Raw genomic sequence first — 21117 nt, 5'->3', positions numbered from 1 at the left:
GTTCCAGCTGTGCAGTCGCCTCGGCGGCAGCCGGCTGCGCAATCTGGAAGAACTGCGTGGCCAGCGCATCGGCCTGTTGCAAGGACAGCCGCTGGTCAGCTTTGCCGCCGATCTGCAGCGCCATGGCATACGCTATGAAATGTCCCAGGGCGAGAACGAGGCACTGAGCAAGCTGCGCCTGGGGCGCTTGCAGGCGCTGGTGCTGGAAAAGCGCCAGATCGAACGCATGAACATGATTCCCGAAGAACTGCGCTGCGAGCCGGGCGGGGTGATTGCCGTGCAGCCGGTGATGCTGCGCATCCACCCGCAATACCGCCAGTGGCTGCCGGCGCTCAATCGCGCCATCGCCCAACTGCAGGCCAGTGGCAAGCTCAAGGCCATTTTCCAGAAACCACGCGGATGAACACCGTTTTAGCTACCCCGACCGAGCCGCAGCTGGCCACCCAATTGCGCCAGTTGTTCATGCGGCTGGACCCTGCACTGGATGACAGCGTACTGGCCCTGCTGGGTGAACTGGCTGCCGCCAACCAGAGCGGACACGTCTGCCTGCCTATTGCGCACCGTCCGGAGCGACACCGCTTGCAAGCCTCGCCGCTGCTGGGTGAACCGGGCAGTTACGCCCCCCTGATTCTGGATGCCGCCAGCCGCTTGTACTTTGCCCATCACTGGTTTGACGAACAGTGTCTGGCCCGGCAGCTGGCCCGCCTGGCTGCCACGCCGCTGCCACAGGACGCCCATGCAGTCGCCCAGGTACTGGAGCAGCTGTTTCCCCCCGGGCAGAGCACAGGACCGGACCGGCAAAAGCAGGCCGCAGCCCTGGCTGCACGCCAGCGCCTGCTGGTGGTGTCTGGCGGCCCCGGCACCGGCAAAACCACCACAGTGGTGCGTTTGCTGGCCATGTTGGCCATGCTGGCGGAACGACCACTGGTAATGGCCATGGCCGCGCCCACCGGCAAGGCCGCCGCCCGCATGAGCGAGTCGGTGCGTAACGCCCGTGACACGCTGCCGGTGGCCGACGCCATTCGTCAGCAGCTACCGTTACAGGCACAAACCCTGCATCGACTGCTTGGTTTGCGGCCGGGCAGCGCCCAGCCGCGCTTTCATGCAGCCCAGCCACTGCCGCTGGATGTGCTGGTGGTGGATGAAGCTTCGATGATAGACCTGGGCATGATGGCGCGCCTGCTGGATGCACTGCCGTCACAGGCCAGGCTGATTTTGCTGGGCGACCGCGACCAGCTGGCCTCGGTGGATGCCGGTGCCGTACTGGGCGACCTGTGCACGCAGGTGGCCTACCGGCCGGCTACCCGTGACTGGCTGCAACAAGCCGGTGCCGGGGAGCTGCCCCCGGACGAAGGTAAAGCCGGACTGCTGGCTGACAGCGTGGTACTGCTCACCCATAGCCACCGCTTTCGCGCCGATTCGGGCATTGGCAGGCTGGCCACACTGGTCAACCAGGGCGATGCCCAGGCGGCCTGGGCCTTGCTGCAAGCCGGGCAATACCCGGACATCGCCGCGCTCGCCCAACTGGACGATGCCGCGCTATGGCAGCAACGCCAACCGTATCTGGCTGCCATTGCCACAGACCAGCCACTGGCCCAGGTACAGGCAGCGTTTTCACAGTTCATGCTGCTGGCCGCCCAGCGCAGCCAGGTTGCCCTGGTCAACCAGCGCATGGAACAACTGCTGGAGCAGCAAGGCCGCAAACAGGCCGGGCGCGACTGGTATGCCGGTCGGCCGGTAATGATTACCGCCAATGATTATGGCCTCGGCCTGTTCAATGGCGACATCGGTTTCACCGTGCTGCGTGACAGCGGCCTGCGGGTTGCATTTCCGGCGGCCGACGGCAGCTGGCGTGAATTTGCACCAGGCCGCCTGCCGCAGCATGAAACGGTATTTGCCATGACTGTCCACAAAAGCCAGGGCTCGGAGTTCGACACCGTCTGGCTGCAATTGCCAGCCACACCGGGGCCGCTGCTTGATCGCGCCCTGGTATACACCGCCATTACCCGTGCCCGTCGCCAGTTTGCGGTGTGCGGCGATGAGGAAACCTGGCTGCAGGGCGTGAGGCTGGCACCGGTACGGCATTCCGGCCTGGCAGATCTGTTGCTTTACGGGCTGCGATGATTTTCTGCAACACTTCCAAATGGAATAATCGGATTTCAGCGGCAAGATGCTGAAAAAGTTGGGCAAATCCGGTTTTGCATCCTATGATGGCGCCTTCCCGCAATAGGCAGTCTGTTCGGAGTCATCATGCAAGTGGATGGAGTCCTGGGGTATCTGGCCAAGATCACCCGTTTCGATCGCAGCGCATTCACCCCGTTGTTTATCGCAGGTCAGCCCATGGGCTGTGTCAACCAGGTATGGCTGGCGCGGCTGCTGGAGAGCGAAGCGGCATTGTTCCGCTTGCAGGCGGATGGTTTGCACTGCACGGTAGAGGGCGATTACGCCGCCATCAGCCATCAGCTGGACCAGGCCGCAAAACGCTGGCAAGCCGCCGGCTGGCTCAATGGCTGGCGCAATGAAAACTTTACCGCCTTCCTGCCGGATGCCACGCCGCTGTTCGAACTGGAACGTGCCGCCTTCCGTCCGCTAGGCCTCACCAGCCGCGCGGTGCACCTGAATGGACTCACTCGACTGCCTGATGGTGAAGTACGCATGTGGCTGGGACGCCGTAGCCCGGACAAGGCGGTAGACCCCAACCGCATGGACAATATGATGGGTGGCGGTATTGCTGCCGGCGAGTCCATCGAGCTGGCACTGGAGCGTGAAGGCTGGGAAGAGGCCGGTATACCCGCCGACAAGCTGGAACTGTTGCCGCAAACTGGCGTGCTGCTGGCCGAACGCCCGGTGCAGCGCGGTCTGCATCGCGAGTGGCTGCATGTTTACGACCTGTGGCTGTCCGGCAAGGAAGAGCCTTGTAATCAGGATGGTGAGGTGGCAGAGCATGTCTGCGTGCCACTGGCCGAAGTCGAGAATTTGCTGGTGGCAGAGCGCTTCATGATTGATGCCGCCCTGGTGGCCATTGATTGCCTGCTGCGCTTGCAGTATTGGGGTCCGCACAATCAGCAGGTGGCAGATGCCATGGCTGATTTACGCTTCCAGCCTGGTTTTGCCGAACACGCGGCGCACTGACAGCGGACTTTGCCCGTCCATGCACATGCCGGCCAAGAGGCCGGCTTTTTTCTGTCCGCTTCACGATAATGCACTGGTTCTGGCATCATGTGCCAACCGTCGGAATGATTTTGTTGGAAAACCCATGAACTGGAGTGCGTGATGTACCGATTGCGCCTGATTTCGCGTGAATTCGGCGTGGATGATACCGGGCCGTGGCATTCTACGCACGAGCAGGCACGCAAGGCCGCCAAACTGATGTATCTCTTGTACAAGGGCAAGATCCGCGTCGAGATTCACCGGGTGGTGGACTTGCGTACCCGCAAAATGGAAAAAGTCGAAGACCTGCAATAAGCCCTGCTGGCAAAATGACGGGTCAACAGCGCCGTCTCCAGACTTTTGCCTGACAACACCGCCCGCCTGGCATGCGCAGTCAATGCCTTGTCTTTACTGAAAATTCAACCTTTCTTTAAATGGCTGTCCTCTTGTTTATCCACGTCTACTAGCCATAAGTATTACTTAGTATTTTTGAGAAATTTCCCCAATACTGTTCAGAAGTAGTTTGCTAGAAAAAGACAAATGCCAACGTACCCTCTGGCTGGGTGGTATTGGCTCATGCATTCGATGTTTCCTGCCACACCCTGCCTGGCTCGCCTTGCTTCTGGACGAGTGACCGGAGGCCGGCACATCGAATACTGAACAGTGGGAATGCCATGCACTTCTTGTTTCGCTGCTTCGTCATCTGCTGTTGTTTGCAGGCCATGCCCGGCATGGCGGCAACGTCGCTTGCTGCACCATCTACTGCTCCGCAGCCACTCACCTTGCTGGCTCAGCCACTCAATGTGCCTGGACGGCTGGAACTGACGCCGGAGGAAAACAAGTGGCTGCAAGGCAAGAAAGAGCTGCGTCTTGGCGTCGCTCGCGATTTGCCACCCTTTGACATCAGCAATATGGGTGGCACCTTTCAGGGGGTGACTGCCGATGTCTTCAGCCACCTTGGCCAGGTTCTGAATACAAAGCCGGTGGTGGTGCGCTATGCCAGTCGTCAGCTGGCCATGGAGGCTGTGGCGCGGGGGGAGATTGACCTGGTCAGCGCGGTTACACCGTTCGAGCTGCAACTGAACAAATTACAGTTGAGCAAACCCTATCTGCGTGACATGCCGGTGATGGTGGGGTATGAGGAACCCAACCCCCACAAGGTACGCATAGGGATGCGCCACCTCTATCATTCCCCTGCACTTGCCCGGGAGGTCTACCCTGAGGCGGACATCAGTTATTACGACTCGGTAGCCAAAGGTCTGGCTGCCTTGCAAGCACACCAGATCGACCTGTTCATGGGTGATGCCACCGCCATCAACTACGAAGCCAACCAAAATCTGGTGGATGACCTGCGCATCATTCGTCGGGCGCGCTGGGACAGTAACTGGTCCTTTGCCATGCAGAGTGGCAGCGGCCCCTTGCAAACCATGGTCAACAAGGCACTGGGGCAGTTAGGCCAGGCTCAGCAATTGCAATTGATGCAGCGCTGGAGTGGTGGCGCCATGTTCTTGCAGCCCTATGCCTTCCCCATCAACTTCACGCCGGCAGAGCGGGCTTGGCTCAAGCAGCATCCGGTGCTGCGCATAGCGGCCAGTCATACGCTGGCGCCGATTTCCTTTTTTGATGATCAGGGCGAATGGCGCGGAGCCACCGCCGAGTTGATGGAACTGATTGCGCCGCGCATCGGGGTGCGACTGGAAGTGAAGAAGTCACACTCGCTGGAAAACACCATGGAAATGATGCGCTACAAGCAGGTTGACCTTGCGGTCACGCCTGTGCGCATTGGGGGGGAACACAAGCCGGGCCTGCTGCTGTCCGATCCGGTTACCTATCTTTCCTACAATCTGGTCATTCGCAACAATGCCGACGCACCGCGCAGCGTGGAAGACCTGCACAACAAGGTGATTGCGGTCAATCGTGGCCTGGTGGAAGCCATGGGCTGGGGCAAGGTACTGCCCGGTGCCATATTCAAGGAGGTGAATAACCCGGTATCGGCATTCGACATGGTGGAAAACGGCAAGGCCGATATGGCGCTGGTGGCCACCATGAACAGCCGTTACTACCTGCCCTTGCTGTTCAACGGCAAACTGCGTGAAGTGAACATTACCGGCCTGCCCACCAATGCGCTGTCGTTGGCCGTCCAGGCAGACGAGCCGATGCTGCGCGACATCATCAACAAGGCGCTGTTCAGCATCGGGCCGGAAAGCCTGGACAATCTGTTCAACGAACGCTGGCGCACCAATGTAGGGGCCAGCAACCAAAGCTGGTATGACTACAGCCTGGGGCTGATCTACCTGGTGGTCGGGGTGGCCAGCATCCTGTTGCTGGTGTCCCTGGCCTGGAACAGCCGTTTGCGCAAGCAGATCGTCAAGCGGCAAACCGCGGAAAAAGCCCTTAATGACCAGCTCAACTTCATGACCACGCTGATCGATGTCACCCCTTATCCGGTTTATGTACTGGACAGAAAGGGCTTGCTCATCAGCTGCAACGAGCATTATTTGCAGGCACTGGCCCTGACGCGTGAAGAGGCCATGAGCCATCGCGACAATATAGGCGGCCTGATCGACATTGATGACAAGACCCGTACCACACTGGCCCAGGATTACCAGCTGGCCATTGAATACGGTGTGCCCATCCAGCGGGACCGGGAGGTCATGCTGAACAAGCAGCATGTCTCTGCCTTTCACTGGATCCAGCCGTTCCGCGATACCGAAGGGGTGATTCGCGGCGTGATATGCGGCTGGATTGACATCAGCGAACGGCGCCGGCTGATTGAAGAACTGCAAGCCGCCAAGGATCAGGCCGACAAGGCCAGCCAGGCCAAGACCACTTTCCTCGCCACCATGAGCCATGAAATCCGCACGCCGATGAGCGCCGTCATCGGCATGCTGGAGCTGGCCTTGCGTCAGGCAGAACACGGCATGGTCGACCGGCCGTCCTTGCAGGTGGCGTATGACTCGGCACAGGGGCTATTGGGGCTTATTGGCGACATTCTGGATATCGTGCGCATCGAATCCGGTCATCTGAGCCTGAACCCGGAGCCTTGCAACCTGCTGGAGCTGTCCCAGTCCGTAGTGCGCGTTTTTGACGGACTTGCGCGGCAAAAGCAGCTGGGACTGTTTCTGGATGTGGAACCGCCAGACCCGGCACAGTGGCAAGTCATGCTAGACCCGCTGCGTTTCAAGCAGATCCTGTCCAATCTGCTCAGCAATGCCATCAAGTTCACCACCCAGGGCAGTGTTAATGTCCGGGTTCGCCAAAGCCTGCTGCCCGATCAGCAATTGCTGGTGCACATTCGCGTCACCGATACCGGTATCGGCATTTCCGAAGAAGACCAGCAGCGTCTGTTCATGCCGTTTGGCCAGGCACGTGGCACGGCACGCAATGTACACAGTGGTACGGGCCTGGGACTGGTGATCAGCCGCACCCTGTGTGAAATGATGCAAGGCTCGCTCAACCTCAGCAGCCGCCTGTATGACGGCACCCGGCTGGATATCGAACTCAGGCTGCCGCTGTCGGAACAGGCTTATGTCCCGCCTGCGCCGGCAAGCCAGACCCCGGGCAGCAACGGGCTGGCCGATGAACTGGCCTTGCGCATCCTGGTGGTGGACGACAATGCGGCAAACCGCCTGTTGCTGGCCCAGCAGCTGCGCTATCTCGGGCACCATACCAGCACGGCCACCCATGGCCGCGAAGGCCTGTCGCTGTGGCAGCAGGGGCAGTTCCACGTGGTGTTTACCGACTGCAATATGCCGGAAATGAATGGCTATCAACTGGCACAGGCAATCCGGCAGCAAGAGGAACAGGAGCAACGCCCGCCTGTGTTGTTGCTGGGCTTCACCGCCAACGCCCTGCCGGACGAAAAGGCACGCTGTCTGGCAGCCGGCATGGACGACTGCCTGTTCAAACCCGTCAGCCTCTCCGGCCTGCGCGTCTGCCTGCAGCATCACATGAAAGACCGGCTGGAACTGGAAGAAAGCATTCCCGCTGTCAGTTACAGCCTGAATGAACTCGAGTTCATGGAAGACGAGCAGCTTCATCAGTTGCTGTCACACTTGCGCCAGGGCTTGCAGGATGACTCCGAGGCGCTAAGGTCACTGGTATTGCTGGGCAATAGCCCGGGGGTAGCGCGGCAGGCTCACCAGATCAAGGGAGCCGCCCGCATCATCAGTGCCAGTCAGGTGATCAACAGCTGCCAGGCGCTGGAAGCCTATTGCCACGAGCATGAAGACATCAGCGAAGCCCTGCCGCAAGTGCAAGCCCTGTATGCCGCTGTGGATGATTTGCTGGCGGTACTGGACAAGCAACTGCAAGCGCTCAGTTCGGCACAGGCAAAGCAGGACGCCTCATCCTGAGCCAGAACAGGACAGGATAGCTGCACCTGCCGTGCATTCACTGCGGCATGGTACTAGACTGATGACTTCAGGCCCTTGCACGGATTACATCCGGCAAGCTGATATTCCCGTTACAATCCGTGATGTTCATGTGCTTCAGGCCGTGTCCTGGGCACAGCTGTATATCACAGACGGAAGGAATTCCCTTATGCAAGGCAAACAAGCCATTATTGATTTGCTCAACACGCTGCTGGCTGGAGAGCTCACCGCGGTCGACCAGTATTTGCTGCATGGTGAAATGTATGCCGACATGGGCCTTGGCAAACTGGCGGAAAAGGCATTGCACGAATCCGCCCACGAACGCGAACACGCACAAGCCATCATCCAGCGCATCCTGTTTCTGGAAGGCAAGCCCGACCTGAGCAAGCGCGAAGCACTGCACATCGGCAAGACTGTTCCCGACATGCTCAAGGCAGACCTCGCGCTGGAGTACAAGGTCACTGCTGCATTGAAGCAAGGCATTGCCCAGTGTGAACAGGCAGAAGACTTTGTCAGCCGTGAAATGCTGGTGCTGCAACTGGATGACACCGAAATGGACCACGCCTATTTCCTGGAAAAACAGCTGCGACTGATTGACCTGACCGGCCTGCCCAACTACCTGCAAAGCCAGATGGCGTAAGGACACCCATGAAAGCAGACAAATCCGTCATCAAGCTGCTCAACCACGTCTTGCGCAACGAACTGACCGCCATCAACCAGTATTTCCTGCATGCCCGCATGTTCCGTAACTGGGGCCTGGAGAGGCTGAACGACTACCAGTACAAGCAATCCATCCGCGTGATGAAGGAAGCGGATGAACTGATCGAGCGCATCCTGTTTCTGGAAGGCCTGCCCAATCTGCAAGACCTGGGCAAATTGCATATCGGCGAAAACGTGGAAGAGTGCCTGCGCAGCGACTTGCGCTATGAACTCGAAGTACAGCGCCCCTTGCTGGTAGAGGGCATCGCCCATTGCGAACAGAAGCAGGACTACGTCAGCCGCGAACTGCTGCAAGAACTGCTGGAACACTGCGAAGAAACCATAGACTGGCTGGAAACCCAGCTCAGCCTGATCCGGGATGTCAGCCTGGCCAACTACCTGCAAAGCCAGATCCAGTCCTGACCCATATCTTTACAGACGTCTACGCTGCCTTGACTCGCTGCAGCGCAACCCCAGCCAGCCTGCAAACACACGCTGGCTGTTTTACTGCCTGATCGCAGTTTTACACATGGGTAGCATGTTGGAGTTTGCCATGGCCGTTCTGAGAAGGGGGAGCGGCAACAGGGCAGGGACTCTGGAGCGGATGTGCTGCCTGGTTGTTATCGCAGCAACACATGACTAAAACGATATTTGGCAGAATTTACCAATGGCAAGAGCGAAAATTCTGTACATGTCTGTTTGCGAAATGAACGATGCAGGATGAACCGGGAAACCAGAAGCGCAATCGGGGAAGTGCCCCAGGGGGCGTTTTGTCTGCAGCATTGACGGGGAGTGTTGTCTAAATACTTGATTTGATTGGCGCACCCGACAGGGATCGAACCTGTGACATTCAGCTTCGGAAACTGAATTTTTATTGTCTGGCTAAATCCAGTATGGTCTTTTTTTGTTTTTTATAGTATTGAATTTAAAAGATAATTTAGGATTTGTTGTCCAGTGACATCCAGCGATGTACTATACAAGCCATGACTATTTGGTCCCCCAGGAAGTCCCCCAGAGTCCCCCGATTGGTCCCCCGGAATTAAGTTGTCTGGAGTGAGAAATGCCTCGTGATTTGTTGACTGAAACCAAGATTAGCAAGGGGGCCAAACCCAAGGAAAAGGAGTACCTCCTTGGTGACGGTGATGGACTTTTCCTGCGCGTCCGGCCGACGGGGGCAAAAGATTGGCTGTTTAAATACAAGTCTCCTACCGGGATAAAAAAAATTGGGCTTGGTAGTTACCCTGACAGAACGTTGGCTTCTGCTCGAGAAGAGGCCAATCGCCTGCGGCAACAGCGCACAGAGGGAGTAGATCCTGTTGACGCACGAGAGGAGGAGAGAGCACGTCAAGAAGCGGAGATGCTTGAGCGTGTGAAGCATGAGCAACAAGCCGCGCTGGTCATGACGATGGATGAGTTGTTCGAATCCTGGGATTCCAGTCATGGAGTAACGCTTGATACGCATTGGCGGGCAGTACGCAGATCGCACTGGCGTTGCCACATAACGCCTGTTCTTGGCGATCAAAAGATCGATACAGCCGAAAAGCAGCCAATGTTACAGCGCTATGACCTAATGGTACGAGAAGGTAAGGAGGAAACGGCACGGCGGGTGCTGGCCTTGTTGAAGCAAGTCGTTGCATGGGGTATTGAGCGCCAGTACGTGGCTGATGATCATCTATTGGGACGCCTGGTCCTTCCTAAAAAGCAGAGATCGGTCAGATCAGATCAACTACCTGAAAATTTTGATATTCAACAGTATCTGAATGCTCGGGGAGAAGAGGTTGTCGGCAATGACCTAGAGGACACTCTGGCCGGGCGAGCTTTACAGTTCTCAGAATTGGTGATGCTACTCTCGGATTTGCTGCCCAGGAGTACCCAAGCACTGACAGGTAAGCATTTGATGTGTTTGATGTTGTCCACAGGGATCCGTTCCAGTGAAGCAGTACGACTGCGCTGGCAATGGATTGATCTGGGCCGGCGGCTCATGATCATCCCAGCAGGCAGCATGAAGAAGCGCAAGATGCATCACATTCACTTGTCAGAGTATGCCGTCAAGCAGTTGGATGCCATGCAGGCAATCAGAACTGGTGATTTCGTCTTTCCTGCTCCTAGGAAAGAGAATGACCACATCTTGAGAACAAACGTTGGAAATGACATCAGTAGCCGTCAGTTCTACCGTGAGGTTGACGAGCCAAAGGCAATGTTTGAGGCCCGCCTTGCCAAGCGTATGCAGTGCCGTCGGGCAAAGCAGGACTACGACCTCTACAACCTTCCTGGCGGTAAATGGACGCTTTACGATTTGCGCCGCACGGTAGCCACGAGGATGGAAGAGCTGGGTGTCGAGCGGGACATGGTTGCCCGGGTTCTAGCTCATGCAAGGCCTGATGCCAAAACCACTGGGCGTTATGCAAGACACACTCATTGGGAGCAGCGTTGTAAAACACTCGATCTGCTGGGGAGTGCACTTGAGCAATGTGAGAGCGGCCAGCTTCCCTTGGTCGAAGGCGGGAATGTCGTTCAGCTCAAAAGAGCCTGATTTTGTGTTTCTGGTTGGTATACATCGGTCTATCTTGATTCACCGGCTTGGAATGCATATCCCTGCAGGATGTCCCATCCTCACTAGCCAATATCCCCGTCAATCTGTTGGATAACACCCCGTTTTAGGTCATGAGTGATGTCGGAACCTCTGTGGTCCACGATCACGATCGAGGCAGAAATTTCAATGGATTAGGTAGATCTAATATTGCGATATCGATAGAATAGGAACGATAATTATGGGGCCTATTTAAGGAAAGTCAGTTCCACATACCCCGCGAATGCCCTGCTATTGCCTATGATTACCCTTCTGCAGCTTGAGTGTGCCGCTTTGATCGGTAGCGTGCTTGTTGTAAGGGGCGCAATGTCCGATCATAGGGTGACAGTTGGTGAGCGAAGTGACCGTTAAGGGGAGTGTAAATGGCACGAGGCTTTACTGGAAGTAGGGGGGCTATTTCCGCCGCGACAGCCCAAGGTTTGAGGGACTCTTGTCATAGTTGGCTCCCTAGGATACTGCTACTAGATGGTAGAGGTCCGGCTATGGTAGTGGGGGACTTACAAAACGCGGTCAGCACGGTCATCTCTGGGATGAAGCTGGCGGTGGATTTGCTGGGTACTGATGCGTTGCCATACCGATGGGTGAGGGAAGAAGCTGGATGGGACGTATTTGACTCTACTGATCTGGTCGAGCGGCTGACGTTTCTAAAAAGCGATCCGTTTTGCAAGATGTGGCAGTACCTGTCGGCTTACGAGGTACATCCGTACCTGGAGTTGCTGTCGAACCTGATCAATGACGTGAACGGCTCAATGATCGCCCCTTGGCCTTGTGCAATGAACGCGGCACACCCTTCAAGCCAAGATCCGGAGCTTGCCAGGGCATGGAATCGACTCGTACTGGCTTTTCGTGAGGCAGTGACGCAGAAGGACTTCGAGAAGATCCGGCAACGGATGGTGCGTACTGCGAACAAGAATGCGCGTGGCTGTAAGGACTACATTAATGCTCTGCAAAAAATCTCCAAAGATCTGTATGTGCAACGACTGGAGCTGAGCTACACCCCAGAAACCCGGTGTACTCCCGGCTCAATCAAAAAAGATCTGGAAACGCTTTTGCGGAGCCGTAATCAGAGACGATTCGAAAAATCCTGGAATGGTTTGGCCGGTTATGTGTGGAAACTTGAAAAAGGCGATCTGAACTGGAAGGTCCACCTTGTCTTGTTTTTTGATGGGCAGATTGTCACAACAGCAAGACAGGCTGGTTGGATTGCTACTTTCTGGATGCGTGGGTGGGGGAAGGCGGAACGTATAGCTTATTTGCTGCAAGCCAAACCAGATAACTATCAGCTTTGTGCTATTGGACTGATGAAGCGTGGAGTGGCTGAGGCTGACCAGCAACTACGCATGCTAGTCCATTACATGACCAAGCTGGATGAGGTGATGCGATTAAACATCCCGGGAGACCCACGGTTTGTGACCTATAGCCGTGGTCAACTACCTCGCAAAAAGTCGAAGCCTAGTGCCAAAAAGAAGCAAGAGCCGGCGGTGGTAAAGCCAGCAACTTACCATCCAATGCCAGTCTATATGAACAATGATCGCAGAAATGCATCAGATCCATGGCGTGCTTTATTTCCGCGTCTCAGGACTTTAAGGAGAGAGAAGCAAGATGTGGTGGTGTGTGATTCTTCTGCACTGGAGTTGGATGTGACATCTGGTTCGGATGATCCGAGTGAAGCGCTAACGTCTCAAGAAATGGGGCAGCCATTACCTGTGCCTCCGCAGGTTAGTGCTGTACCAAACAAGACGGCTGAGCTGATGGTTAACGGACAGAGAGTTGAAATGAAAAAAAGGAGACCTACAGTATCGGTACCGAAGGACGTGTAGTGAGTTTTTTACTGTCGACCTCAATGTTGTGTCCTAACACTGAGGTTGCACATCATGAACAAAATTCTCCGCCTGAAAGATGTCCTGGAAACGACTGGCCTGGCACGGGCTACGATGTACAAGATGATGACCGATGGCGTATTCCCCAAGTCGATCTCCCTGGGGGAACGTAGCGTCGGTTGGCTGGAAAGTGAAGTACAAGACTGGATCCTGGCCAAGATTGAAGAGCGTGATGCCGGTAAGGCATGATGGGTAGATGATGCTTTTGATGGAATGATGCGCTTCTCTGGTAAAGCACCGTGGCCGTGGTGGTCATGGTGTTTTACCAGAGTGCAGACCGTACTCAGTTTGTCCGTGGCTACGGGGTAAGTTTGTCATTCGATCCACGCTGCATGAGGAAACCAGAAGATCGTTTTCTCGGTATTGGTAATATGCTTTTATTACTATTACTGTATGGTTACTAATAACTAGTGGTGATATTTGGCTGCAGATAGGTAAAGACGAATGCACTGCCCTTAGGCAGAGTGCAATTCGGATGCTTGTCATGTACTGGGCTGAGTGGACATTGACACTCCTGCTAGCTTGATCACAACAGTAGACGAAGGAGCCGTATGGTTACTGGCACGAAGCCGCATCTGCATATTGTTCGTTCATCTATGCCGGTCTATCAACTGCGTATCGCGCTGACTGACTCAGAGCCTTTGATCTGGCGGCAGCTACTGGTGTCAGAGTCCGTTACCCTGGCAACGCTGCATGTCATCTTCCAGCATGCCATGGGATGGCGAGGAAGCCATCAGCATGAGTTCGTGATCGGTGATACCCGCTATGGCCAACCTGATCCTGATCACCCAGAGACCGTACCTGTTATTGATGAGCAGACTGTTACTCTCTCTGGCTTGGTGAAAGTAGGGGAGCATTTCTCCTACCTGTATGACTTCGGGGATGACTGGCAACACGACATTACGGTGGAAGCGTTGCTTCCTGCAGACGTGACGTCGGTAACGCCGCTCTGTATTGCGGGTGCCAATGCCTGCCCACCGGAGGATGTCGGTGGTATCCCGGGCTACGTAGACTTCCTGGATGTCCTGGGTGATCCGTCACATGACGAGCATCTGTCCATGCTGGAATGGTGTGGCGGTGGCTTTGATCCTGCCGTGTTTGACCAGGCAGAGACGAACAGACGGTTAGCTGGACTCAAGTTCTAAGGCTGTTCTGCATGGTGAAAATTTACTGCGGAGCTACAGGTTATGTGAACCTGTACTTTGGAGTAAACCATGGTCCGTCATCCTGGCAATACCAACCTCACCCTTCATTACGATGCTACCTACCTGGGCTTGCCTGTACAGCAGGATAAAGGCCCCTTTGTCCTGAGTTACCTGGAGCGTCTGAAGCAGACGATAGATCGAGCACTCGTGCAGTACCGTCGTGTCTTTGCTTTCCGGGTGGATCTTCGCTTTCCTGCCAATCAACAGCTACCTGCAGATGCCTTTACCAATGAGGTCATGTCTCGCTTCATTGAGTCTTTCAAAGCCAAGATCGCACATAATCGAAGACGAGCTCTAGCTGTAGATAAGTATGCCCATGAGTGTGTTGTTCGCAATGTCTGGGCGCGTGAAATAGGGGAGAGTGGCCGACCGCATTACCATTTGTTGATCCTGCTGAATGGAGATGCGTACTGTGCATTGGGAAGCTTTACATCAAAACAAAGCAATACTTGCCATCGTTTGGAAGAGGCGTGGGCCAGTGCCCTTGGCTTGCCTGTAGCTGCAGTGGATGGTTTGGTACACATTCCAGATGACCCGACCTACAAGCTGCGTAGAGGCGATCAGCAAGGCATGAATGATCTCTTTCACCGAGCCAGCTATCTGTGCAAGGCAGCCACCAAAAGCTACGGCAATGGACAGCATGGGTTTGGCTGCAGCAGGAACTAACACATGGCTCAGATGTGGGTGGTCTTACCGTGTTAGTAGACGATCTACTAATGGTGCGAGGCTGGCAGCATGAACGAGTGCCAGATCATGCTGACCTCCGGCAACCAGGTGCAGATCGGCATTGGTAATTTGCAGCGGCAAGTACTTCCCCACTGCAACGGGACTAATCGGGTCTGCGTCCCCTCACAGCAATAATGTGGGTTGTCTTCGTGTGGCTAGATTCAGGCTGCAGATTGCTGCTGTCGCATATACACCAGTCAGGTAACTGAGGATTTTCTGCATCAGAATCAGCACGCCACTCAATGGCATCGAAGCGACGCATGTCAAGCCATGGGGATCAAAGTGGAGTTAATTCTCTTTGATAGAACTCGGCATGTAGCCGAATCGCCTTTTTAATTTGTGATTTTACGCTGGATGGTAGATTGATAAATTCGCCACTCCGTTCTAATGCATGGATAACATCCAAAGGGTCGATGGAAAGCTTGCTCGTATGCAAAATCCGTGAAGTACGCTTCAGCCGCGAGACAATATTTCCGGCAGTGCGAGGGGTGTAACGTTGTGAAGATACTAACCATTTCCGAAATGCTAAATCGCTGTCCATTGCCTGTCCCTTTTCATGGCGCAGGATTGTGATCGCGATGTGTTTTGCCAGATTTACTGGCACTGCATTCGCAATCATAGTGTTCTGAGCTGTGTTCGTGCCAAGAAACGTAAATGTGCTTTCAAAAGTCTGTAAGCGTGCCCGTTCCGTTGTGGTCAGAGCCCTTGCCTCAAGGTGCGAACCCGCATCTTCCGGATGAGCGGAGTACCCTGGAGGAACATTTCTGTTGGTGGCGCGAATCGTTGGGGAGGCTTCATCAAGAGAAAATATGCCTCGGCGCCCCCAATTTCTAGGATGTCGGTAATAAAAATCAATCCCAAATTCATCACCTACATACTGTCTGATCGTGAGGGGCTCTTCCGATTGCTTAGTTTCTAGCTGGTCGACAAGGAAGTCATGGGTTTCCCCAAGGCACCCGACCGCAAAAAAACGTCGCCGATTTTGTGGGACACCAAAATACGCAGCATTAAGGACGCTTTCGCTAATACCGTAGCCCGCGTCTTCCAAAATTTTTCGTGCCTCTATCCAGGTTGTACTATTCCGAATCCCCTGAACGTTTTCCAGTACGAACCATTTTGGCTTGGTTGCATGAATGATTTCAGCGAAATTGATGGTCAGCCGAGCTCTAGAGCCTTCCACACGACTACCTGCAATGGAGAACTCTTGGCATGGAGGACCTCCCACAATGATGTCTGGGAGCTCTTTGGCGATAACTTTTGTGGCCTCATTGACACCACTTAGATCAAGGTCGAGTACAGGGTGATCAAAGTTTTTTTGGTAAACCTTGCGTGCGGCCTCCCAATTTTCCACCGCAAGCGCAAGTTCACAGCCTGCGTTTTCAAAGCCTTTGCTAAGTCCGCCGCAGCCAGCAAAGAGATCTACGACACGCATTGACACCTCCAAATGGCGTCAAAGTAGCCCATAGGAAAAATGGTGTCAATATTTTGACACACCTAGGTTGCGCACCCGTCATCGTGGCCTTAGTTGAGCGTGAATTGAAGTGAAAACTCCTTGGGGACCACCACCACTTCTTGCTTCACTACGCACTTCAGCAGAAACGGTAGCAACTATTTTGGTCCGTGAGTTCAGCCTTTAAAAAGCCACACACCATTGGCATAGACATTTAGGCTTGCTATTAAATTTGGCATAATGCCACCAGACAGGCACCGATGAGGCATACACACAGTGCGGCAAGAAGGCCCAGCAACACCGGGGTGGTTTTGTTAGCGATTTTTAAGGCTTGCAGCACGATTGAGGGTGTCACGTGTTCAACGAGGATAGGCTACCTTGGATTTACCGCATACGTTTGACGCATGGGAGAAACGGCTCGTCAATTATTTCTTGGCCATTGGCCCGGACGGCGATGCCAGCCCTATCCGTGCCTTCGAAGTCACACCCCACACGCTGACGATGGCCTGCAGCGCTTCGCGCGGGAGCGAGGACGATGTTGAAATGGCTTTCCGTCTTATGCTATCGCGCGACCCTCTGCTGATGGAGTCGCTGCGTTCTGGCTCCCAGCGCTATGAAAAACCAGATGTACCCAACTGCTTTTCCTATCTCGTATTCACCCTGTTAATCGACAGCCTGCTTGAAGGCAACTCGACTCATAGCGGGGCGTTTCGCCATAAGCTCGTAAAATGGCTGGGAATTGACACCACCGTTTCAAACCTCCGCGGGGTCGCTCTGATGTGGGAAAGTCTGGTGCGTTGGCTCAATGAGCGCATCCAGGAGGGAGAACCACTTCGCCGTTTGATCCTCCCCGATCATCCACCCGGTTGGAACCATATCGGCTACACGCTTCGTCTGTCGTTTCCGAGTAGGACTGACCTGCGGCTGGTGGCCCATTTCTGCCAAGAATATCCGGATGCTCATCGCGACCCTCGTGTCAGCATTTCCGCGTTTCCAAGGCAACTAGGCGATCGCGCCTCTTGGGGTTTGCGCCGTGCATTCAATGAGTTTCGTGGGGCTTACTACATGCAGCGTCGCGCATTGAGCGACCTTCCCTTTTGGCACCTACTGAAACGCGCCGCAACGCTGCCAGGAAGTCCAACATGCCACAACGTCACGGTCGAAATGCTTTTCGATGCGGACAAATGCGCGATCTTCTTCGCTAACCGTGATGAAGAAGGCGAAGCTGAGCCGTTCATCTCATTGAATGATGCGCTGATCGCCGTTGGAGCTGAGTACAGCGAGAATCTAGCGACCGCCGCCGAGTTCGGTATAGTGTTCTTCCATCTGGTTAGCGCAGGTCGCTGGCAAGCAACCTCAGTGGCCGACAATACAGTTTTCGGCCTGCATGTCGCCTTCGCCGAACGGCACAAACAAAAAATTGGCGATCGACTTGGCGTGCTAGTCGACAGCGATGCCTGGGCGATCACGACTCAGCCTCTACCACTTGAGACTATCAAGGATGCACTCCGAGAGGCCAAGTTGCTAAGTCCCAAGCAAGAGCAGATCGTACGCCCCTGCTTGTCTGGCGGCGTGCGCAGCGATGGGGTCTGGCTTGGCCGTCCTCGTTTTCTGCCCTCTATCAAGTCCGATACTGATCACTATGTCACCCATAGTGCCTTGCTATGCGAGACGGGTAACCCATTACGTATTGATCATGGACAGCTCAAAGCCTCCCAACCGATTGAAGGCGCATTTTTCATTCATCCGACCCTCCTACGTGGTGAAATGCACGCCCCTTGGAGCATTCGCCTTCAATTCATCAGTAATGCTTTCCCTCACATGGGGCTTAAAAGTGCGCGATATCAGCTGCCGCTGCTGAGAGACTGGATGCCTGGCACATCTGCCCACCTTGAGGTCTGCACACAGGACAAATTAGAGTGGGAGTCGGAAGAACTCGCCTGCGCGGACCTTCTTGAAGCGGTCTACGCCAGCGGTCGACGCGGATGGGAGGAGGCTCAAATCATTGCCCTCCTTAGGTGCTCCGATGAAGCAATGAATCCTTGGCTCCTGCTTCAAAGTCTACGGGACGCAGGCATCATCGAGCCGCGTCTGCGCTCCGGCTGGAAAGGCCGCGTCTGGACTTTGAAAGAGCCATGCATCATAGAAGCCCATCGCGGTGGGCTGGTATTTGCGTTAGTCGAAGGGGCGCTTTGCTCGCGGATGACCGAAGATTTCAAGCTAGCCGTTGAAGGGTTAGGTGGTACCCCTTTCCGACGCCTGGGTATCACTCCTTGGGCTGCCCCCCTAATTGGCGCTCAAGATGTTCCGGTCAAAGTGCTTGCCGAACGCCTCGGCTGGCGCTTTGAGGCCGAAACACCAACGCCATCTGCACAGTCCTTGGCATTCGCCGAAACCAGACATCAAGCCTTGTTTTACGAACCAAGTGATGTCTGGTCCTGGTCCGCAGGACGTTTCATACGGGGCGAGGGAGCCAAAGAAGGCGTTCAACTGCTGCGCCTGGCCCACACAGGAGGTCGAGACCACGATGTATACCGCGTCGAGCAAAACGGCTACTCAGTTCATTATCTATCACGTACTGCTGCCATCGCCTCGGCTCATGCTCAGGCCAAAACACCACTGTTTGAATGGAACCCAGAAGAAGAGACGATCGTCGTTAGGGAACACGAGGGCGGACTACCCGATGCCCTCGCAACCGAATTGCGTCGGTGCATGCTTCGCAATGGTGGTCCTCGTGGTCCTGAATACGTTTATCCCGCTAATGCTGAGATGGTGCGCTGGCTCGCTAGGCAGTTGCCAGACTGTATCGCAGGACTGCCCAAGAAGGCGCAACTAGACGCGCCGAGCTTGATTGACTTCGCCCGCCGTTCTTCCGGCCGCTTGCGACTGCAATGGCGCAATGGCTCAGCCATTCTCTAACAATTATTTGGAATCAGATTAACGATGTCTGCAAACATAGCGTGGTACGCCGGACAATGTATAAAACGACATGATGTCAACATGACTGTTAAAGTCATTGCCATTCGTTCGCAAGAGGGATGGTCGCTGCTCGATGCCCCACACAAACTCTTCCCGAAAACGGGTGAGGTAGAAGTTCGTCTACTGCCGGCCTCGAGACCTCATCAGAATGACTGGGTCAGTTTCCAGATCGCTCAGAAAGCTCCCCGGGGGAAATGGAGGGCATCCATCTATCGAAACCTCCTGCCGTTCCTTGACCTGCGAGATACAGGAAGCCTTGATGCGTTACGCAGCCGCTTAACGGAGGAGGGAGTCGAAGGGCCGGATCACGCTGGCTTTTGGGTGATTCGCTACAGCGAAGATCACATCATCAAACTCACCCTAATGCGTTCGTCAGACAACCGGTACCGGATGGCGACTGGCGAACACTTCTATGTGTATATCTACGAATCCGAGTTCATGTATTGGATGCCTTCGAACGAGGGCAAAGTGTTCCTCTACGAGTTGAAGCGGGGGATAGAATGCCAGCAGGAGCTCGACTGGTCGCCGGATGAGGGGTACATAAAGCGTATCGTTCGGGCCATGTCGGGAGCCCATGACCCAAGTGCAGAAGCGATCATCGGATGGCTGAAGCGTCACGCGGACGAAGTGACAGGTAAGGTCGGGACCAGTCCTGAAGATAAGCTGGCCGCACAGCAAGCTGCCCGTTCTGGAGAGTTAGCCAAGCGATTGTTAGCTGACAAGCGCCTGCTCGGGGAGTTGATTGATGCGCTATTGGCTGACCCGAAACTGCTCTCTCATCTCGAAAGCGAAACCCAATCAATAGCCGAGCAGGAACGCAAGGCCATTCGTACCTCGCTCATGAATGATCTGAATCAAGAGATCATGGCACAACGCGAGGAGCGCTTGTCAGAGATCGATACAAGGCTAAAACTACAAGAAAAAGAGCAACTTGAGGCGTTGAAAAACCAGCTTGAGCAGGAAATGAAGTCCAACAAGCTCGCGTTAGAGCAACAAGCGGCGATCCAGCAAGCAGAGTTGGAGGCCAAGCTTGAGGCGCGGTGCAACGATCTTCTGCAAGGTCTGGATGCGATTGCGGAGCAGCGTGAGAGGCTCGAGGGCGAACTGGGAAAGATCAACGTCCAAATCGAAACAGGTCATCACACCCTGGCAGAACTTCAGGCTTGTGAATCCCAGGCTATCAATGAGATCGAGCGCCTCAAAGAGGAGGCCGCCTCAATCCAAATACCGAAGAGCGTTAGGCTTGAGTCCGTTCTGCGTTTCAACCCTTCGCAAAACGTTCCGATCCTTGGCATCGCGGACATGCATCAGGCTATCGAGAGCAGCATCCTACTTACATCTGCGGGCAAAGAGCGGATGGCTCTGTTTTTTGCGTTGATGCTGGCAGGCGAAATTCCGGTACTGCATGGCCCTGAAACGCAAGATTTCCTCCTGGCGGCCGAGGCGTTGTTGTCGTCTGGGCGATCTGTACGCCTAGAGGCAGACCCGACTGTCATCACCTTTGAGGATCTCTGGTTACGCGCCGGCACGCAGCTGCCGACCGCCCTAACCCATGGGTTGGAACTCACCCGCGGTTATGAACCCACAACCATCCTAGCCGTTATAGAACGCGCTGAACGATCTGGTGCCCGCTTTTGGCTCCCTGCACTTGCAGACCGCACGCGACGTGGAGAGTTACCTCGGCGCTGCTTCATCTGCATAACCGTCGAAGACGTAGATTGTGATGAAGCCCTGGCGATTCGTAGTCAAGTTCCATGGCTTGAGGCAAGGGGAACCATAGCGCCGGCAGCTCCTACCTTGGCTCCTCTAGCATTTGCCCCGGCCAATGTTCGGCAACTCGATCCGGGAGAGCGCCCGCAGGACATCTCGCCGGCCATGACTGCGGTGGCACCGTTCGCCAATCAACTTACCCTAGCGAATGCTCTGCGACTAGCCCGCGCAGCGACCGAATGGACCCGCTTGCATCAGGGCACTCAGTATGAGAAAACCCCGGCGGCACTCATCGAATTTTTTATGAATCAGCACGGCCAGGCTAGTTGTACGCAACCGAAGTCATAAAGCCATA

Annotated in this window: 15 protein-coding genes; 14 read left to right on the top strand and 1 reads right to left on the bottom strand. The window is 55.1% G+C overall.

What is annotated here, in order from left to right; all coding sequences use genetic code 11:
• The 12 genes from JHD62_RS05990 to JHD62_RS05935 all read left to right on the top strand — a co-directional run.
• Positions 1-403, top strand: a 403-nt coding sequence (locus tag JHD62_RS05990) for a transporter substrate-binding domain-containing protein (protein WP_199102163.1), incomplete at its 5' end; no start/stop codon positions are given.
• Positions 400-2124 (top strand): exodeoxyribonuclease V subunit alpha, encoded by a 1725-nt coding sequence (gene recD, locus JHD62_RS05985; protein WP_199102162.1) that lies wholly within the window; start codon positions 400-402, stop codon positions 2122-2124. The genes JHD62_RS05990 and recD, both read left to right, overlap by 4 nt.
• Positions 2125-2250: 126 nt before the next feature.
• Complete coding sequence (locus JHD62_RS05980; protein ID WP_131357621.1) at positions 2251-3132, top strand: NUDIX hydrolase family protein; 882 nt, start codon at positions 2251-2253, stop codon at positions 3130-3132.
• A gap of 141 nt (positions 3133-3273) precedes the next feature.
• Positions 3274-3465 carry a hypothetical protein gene (locus JHD62_RS05975; protein ID WP_045846702.1) on the top strand — a complete coding sequence of 64 codons (192 nt, stop codon included), beginning with the start codon at positions 3274-3276 and terminating at the stop codon, positions 3463-3465.
• A 359-nt stretch (positions 3466-3824) separates the two neighbouring features.
• Positions 3825-7505 (top strand): transporter substrate-binding domain-containing protein, encoded by a 3681-nt coding sequence (locus tag JHD62_RS05970; RefSeq protein ID WP_199102161.1) that lies wholly within the window; start codon positions 3825-3827, stop codon positions 7503-7505.
• A 187-nt stretch (positions 7506-7692) separates the two neighbouring features.
• Positions 7693-8163: a bacterioferritin gene (gene bfr, locus JHD62_RS05965; protein WP_045846700.1), complete on the top strand. Its 471-nt coding sequence runs from the start codon at positions 7693-7695 to the stop codon at positions 8161-8163.
• Positions 8164-8171: 8 nt separating this feature from the next.
• Complete coding sequence (gene bfr, locus JHD62_RS05960) at positions 8172-8645, top strand: bacterioferritin (protein WP_045846699.1); 474 nt, start codon at positions 8172-8174, stop codon at positions 8643-8645.
• A 637-nt stretch (positions 8646-9282) separates the two neighbouring features.
• Complete coding sequence (locus tag JHD62_RS05955; RefSeq protein WP_199102160.1) at positions 9283-10755, top strand: integrase arm-type DNA-binding domain-containing protein; 1473 nt, start codon at positions 9283-9285, stop codon at positions 10753-10755.
• A 539-nt stretch (positions 10756-11294) separates the two neighbouring features.
• Complete coding sequence (locus tag JHD62_RS05950; RefSeq protein ID WP_199102159.1) at positions 11295-12632, top strand: inovirus-type Gp2 protein; 1338 nt, start codon at positions 11295-11297, stop codon at positions 12630-12632.
• A gap of 54 nt (positions 12633-12686) precedes the next feature.
• Positions 12687-12881 (top strand): AlpA family transcriptional regulator, encoded by a 195-nt coding sequence (locus JHD62_RS05945; protein ID WP_199102158.1) that lies wholly within the window; start codon positions 12687-12689, stop codon positions 12879-12881.
• A gap of 362 nt (positions 12882-13243) precedes the next feature.
• Entirely contained in the window at positions 13244-13837 is a 594-nt protein-coding gene (locus JHD62_RS05940) for a plasmid pRiA4b ORF-3 family protein (RefSeq protein ID WP_199102157.1), read from the top strand.
• Between the two features lie 69 nt (positions 13838-13906).
• The gene (locus JHD62_RS05935; RefSeq protein ID WP_199102156.1) at positions 13907-14563 is read left to right on the top strand and encodes an inovirus Gp2 family protein; all 657 of its coding nucleotides are present in this window, start codon (positions 13907-13909) and stop codon (positions 14561-14563) included.
• A 337-nt stretch (positions 14564-14900) separates the two neighbouring features.
• Here the strand turns inward: JHD62_RS05935 and JHD62_RS05930 are convergent, their stop codons facing one another.
• Entirely contained in the window at positions 14901-16055 is a 1155-nt protein-coding gene (locus JHD62_RS05930; RefSeq protein WP_199102155.1) for a DNA cytosine methyltransferase, read from the bottom strand.
• 396 nt (positions 16056-16451) lie between these two features.
• Here JHD62_RS05930 and JHD62_RS05925 point away from each other — a divergent pair, with 396 nt between their 5' ends.
• Positions 16452-18992 (top strand): hypothetical protein, encoded by a 2541-nt coding sequence (locus JHD62_RS05925; RefSeq protein ID WP_199102154.1) that lies wholly within the window; start codon positions 16452-16454, stop codon positions 18990-18992.
• Between the two features lie 81 nt (positions 18993-19073).
• The gene (locus tag JHD62_RS05920; RefSeq protein WP_199102153.1) at positions 19074-21110 is read left to right on the top strand and encodes a hypothetical protein; all 2037 of its coding nucleotides are present in this window, start codon (positions 19074-19076) and stop codon (positions 21108-21110) included.
• Positions 21111-21117: the final 7 nt, after the last annotated feature.

This window comes from Aquitalea sp. ASV11, assembly GCF_016429185.1.
In the GTDB taxonomy this organism is placed as follows: domain Bacteria; phylum Pseudomonadota; class Gammaproteobacteria; order Burkholderiales; family Chromobacteriaceae; genus Aquitalea; species Aquitalea pelogenes.
This window is presented reverse-complemented; position numbering and strand designations above follow the sequence as displayed.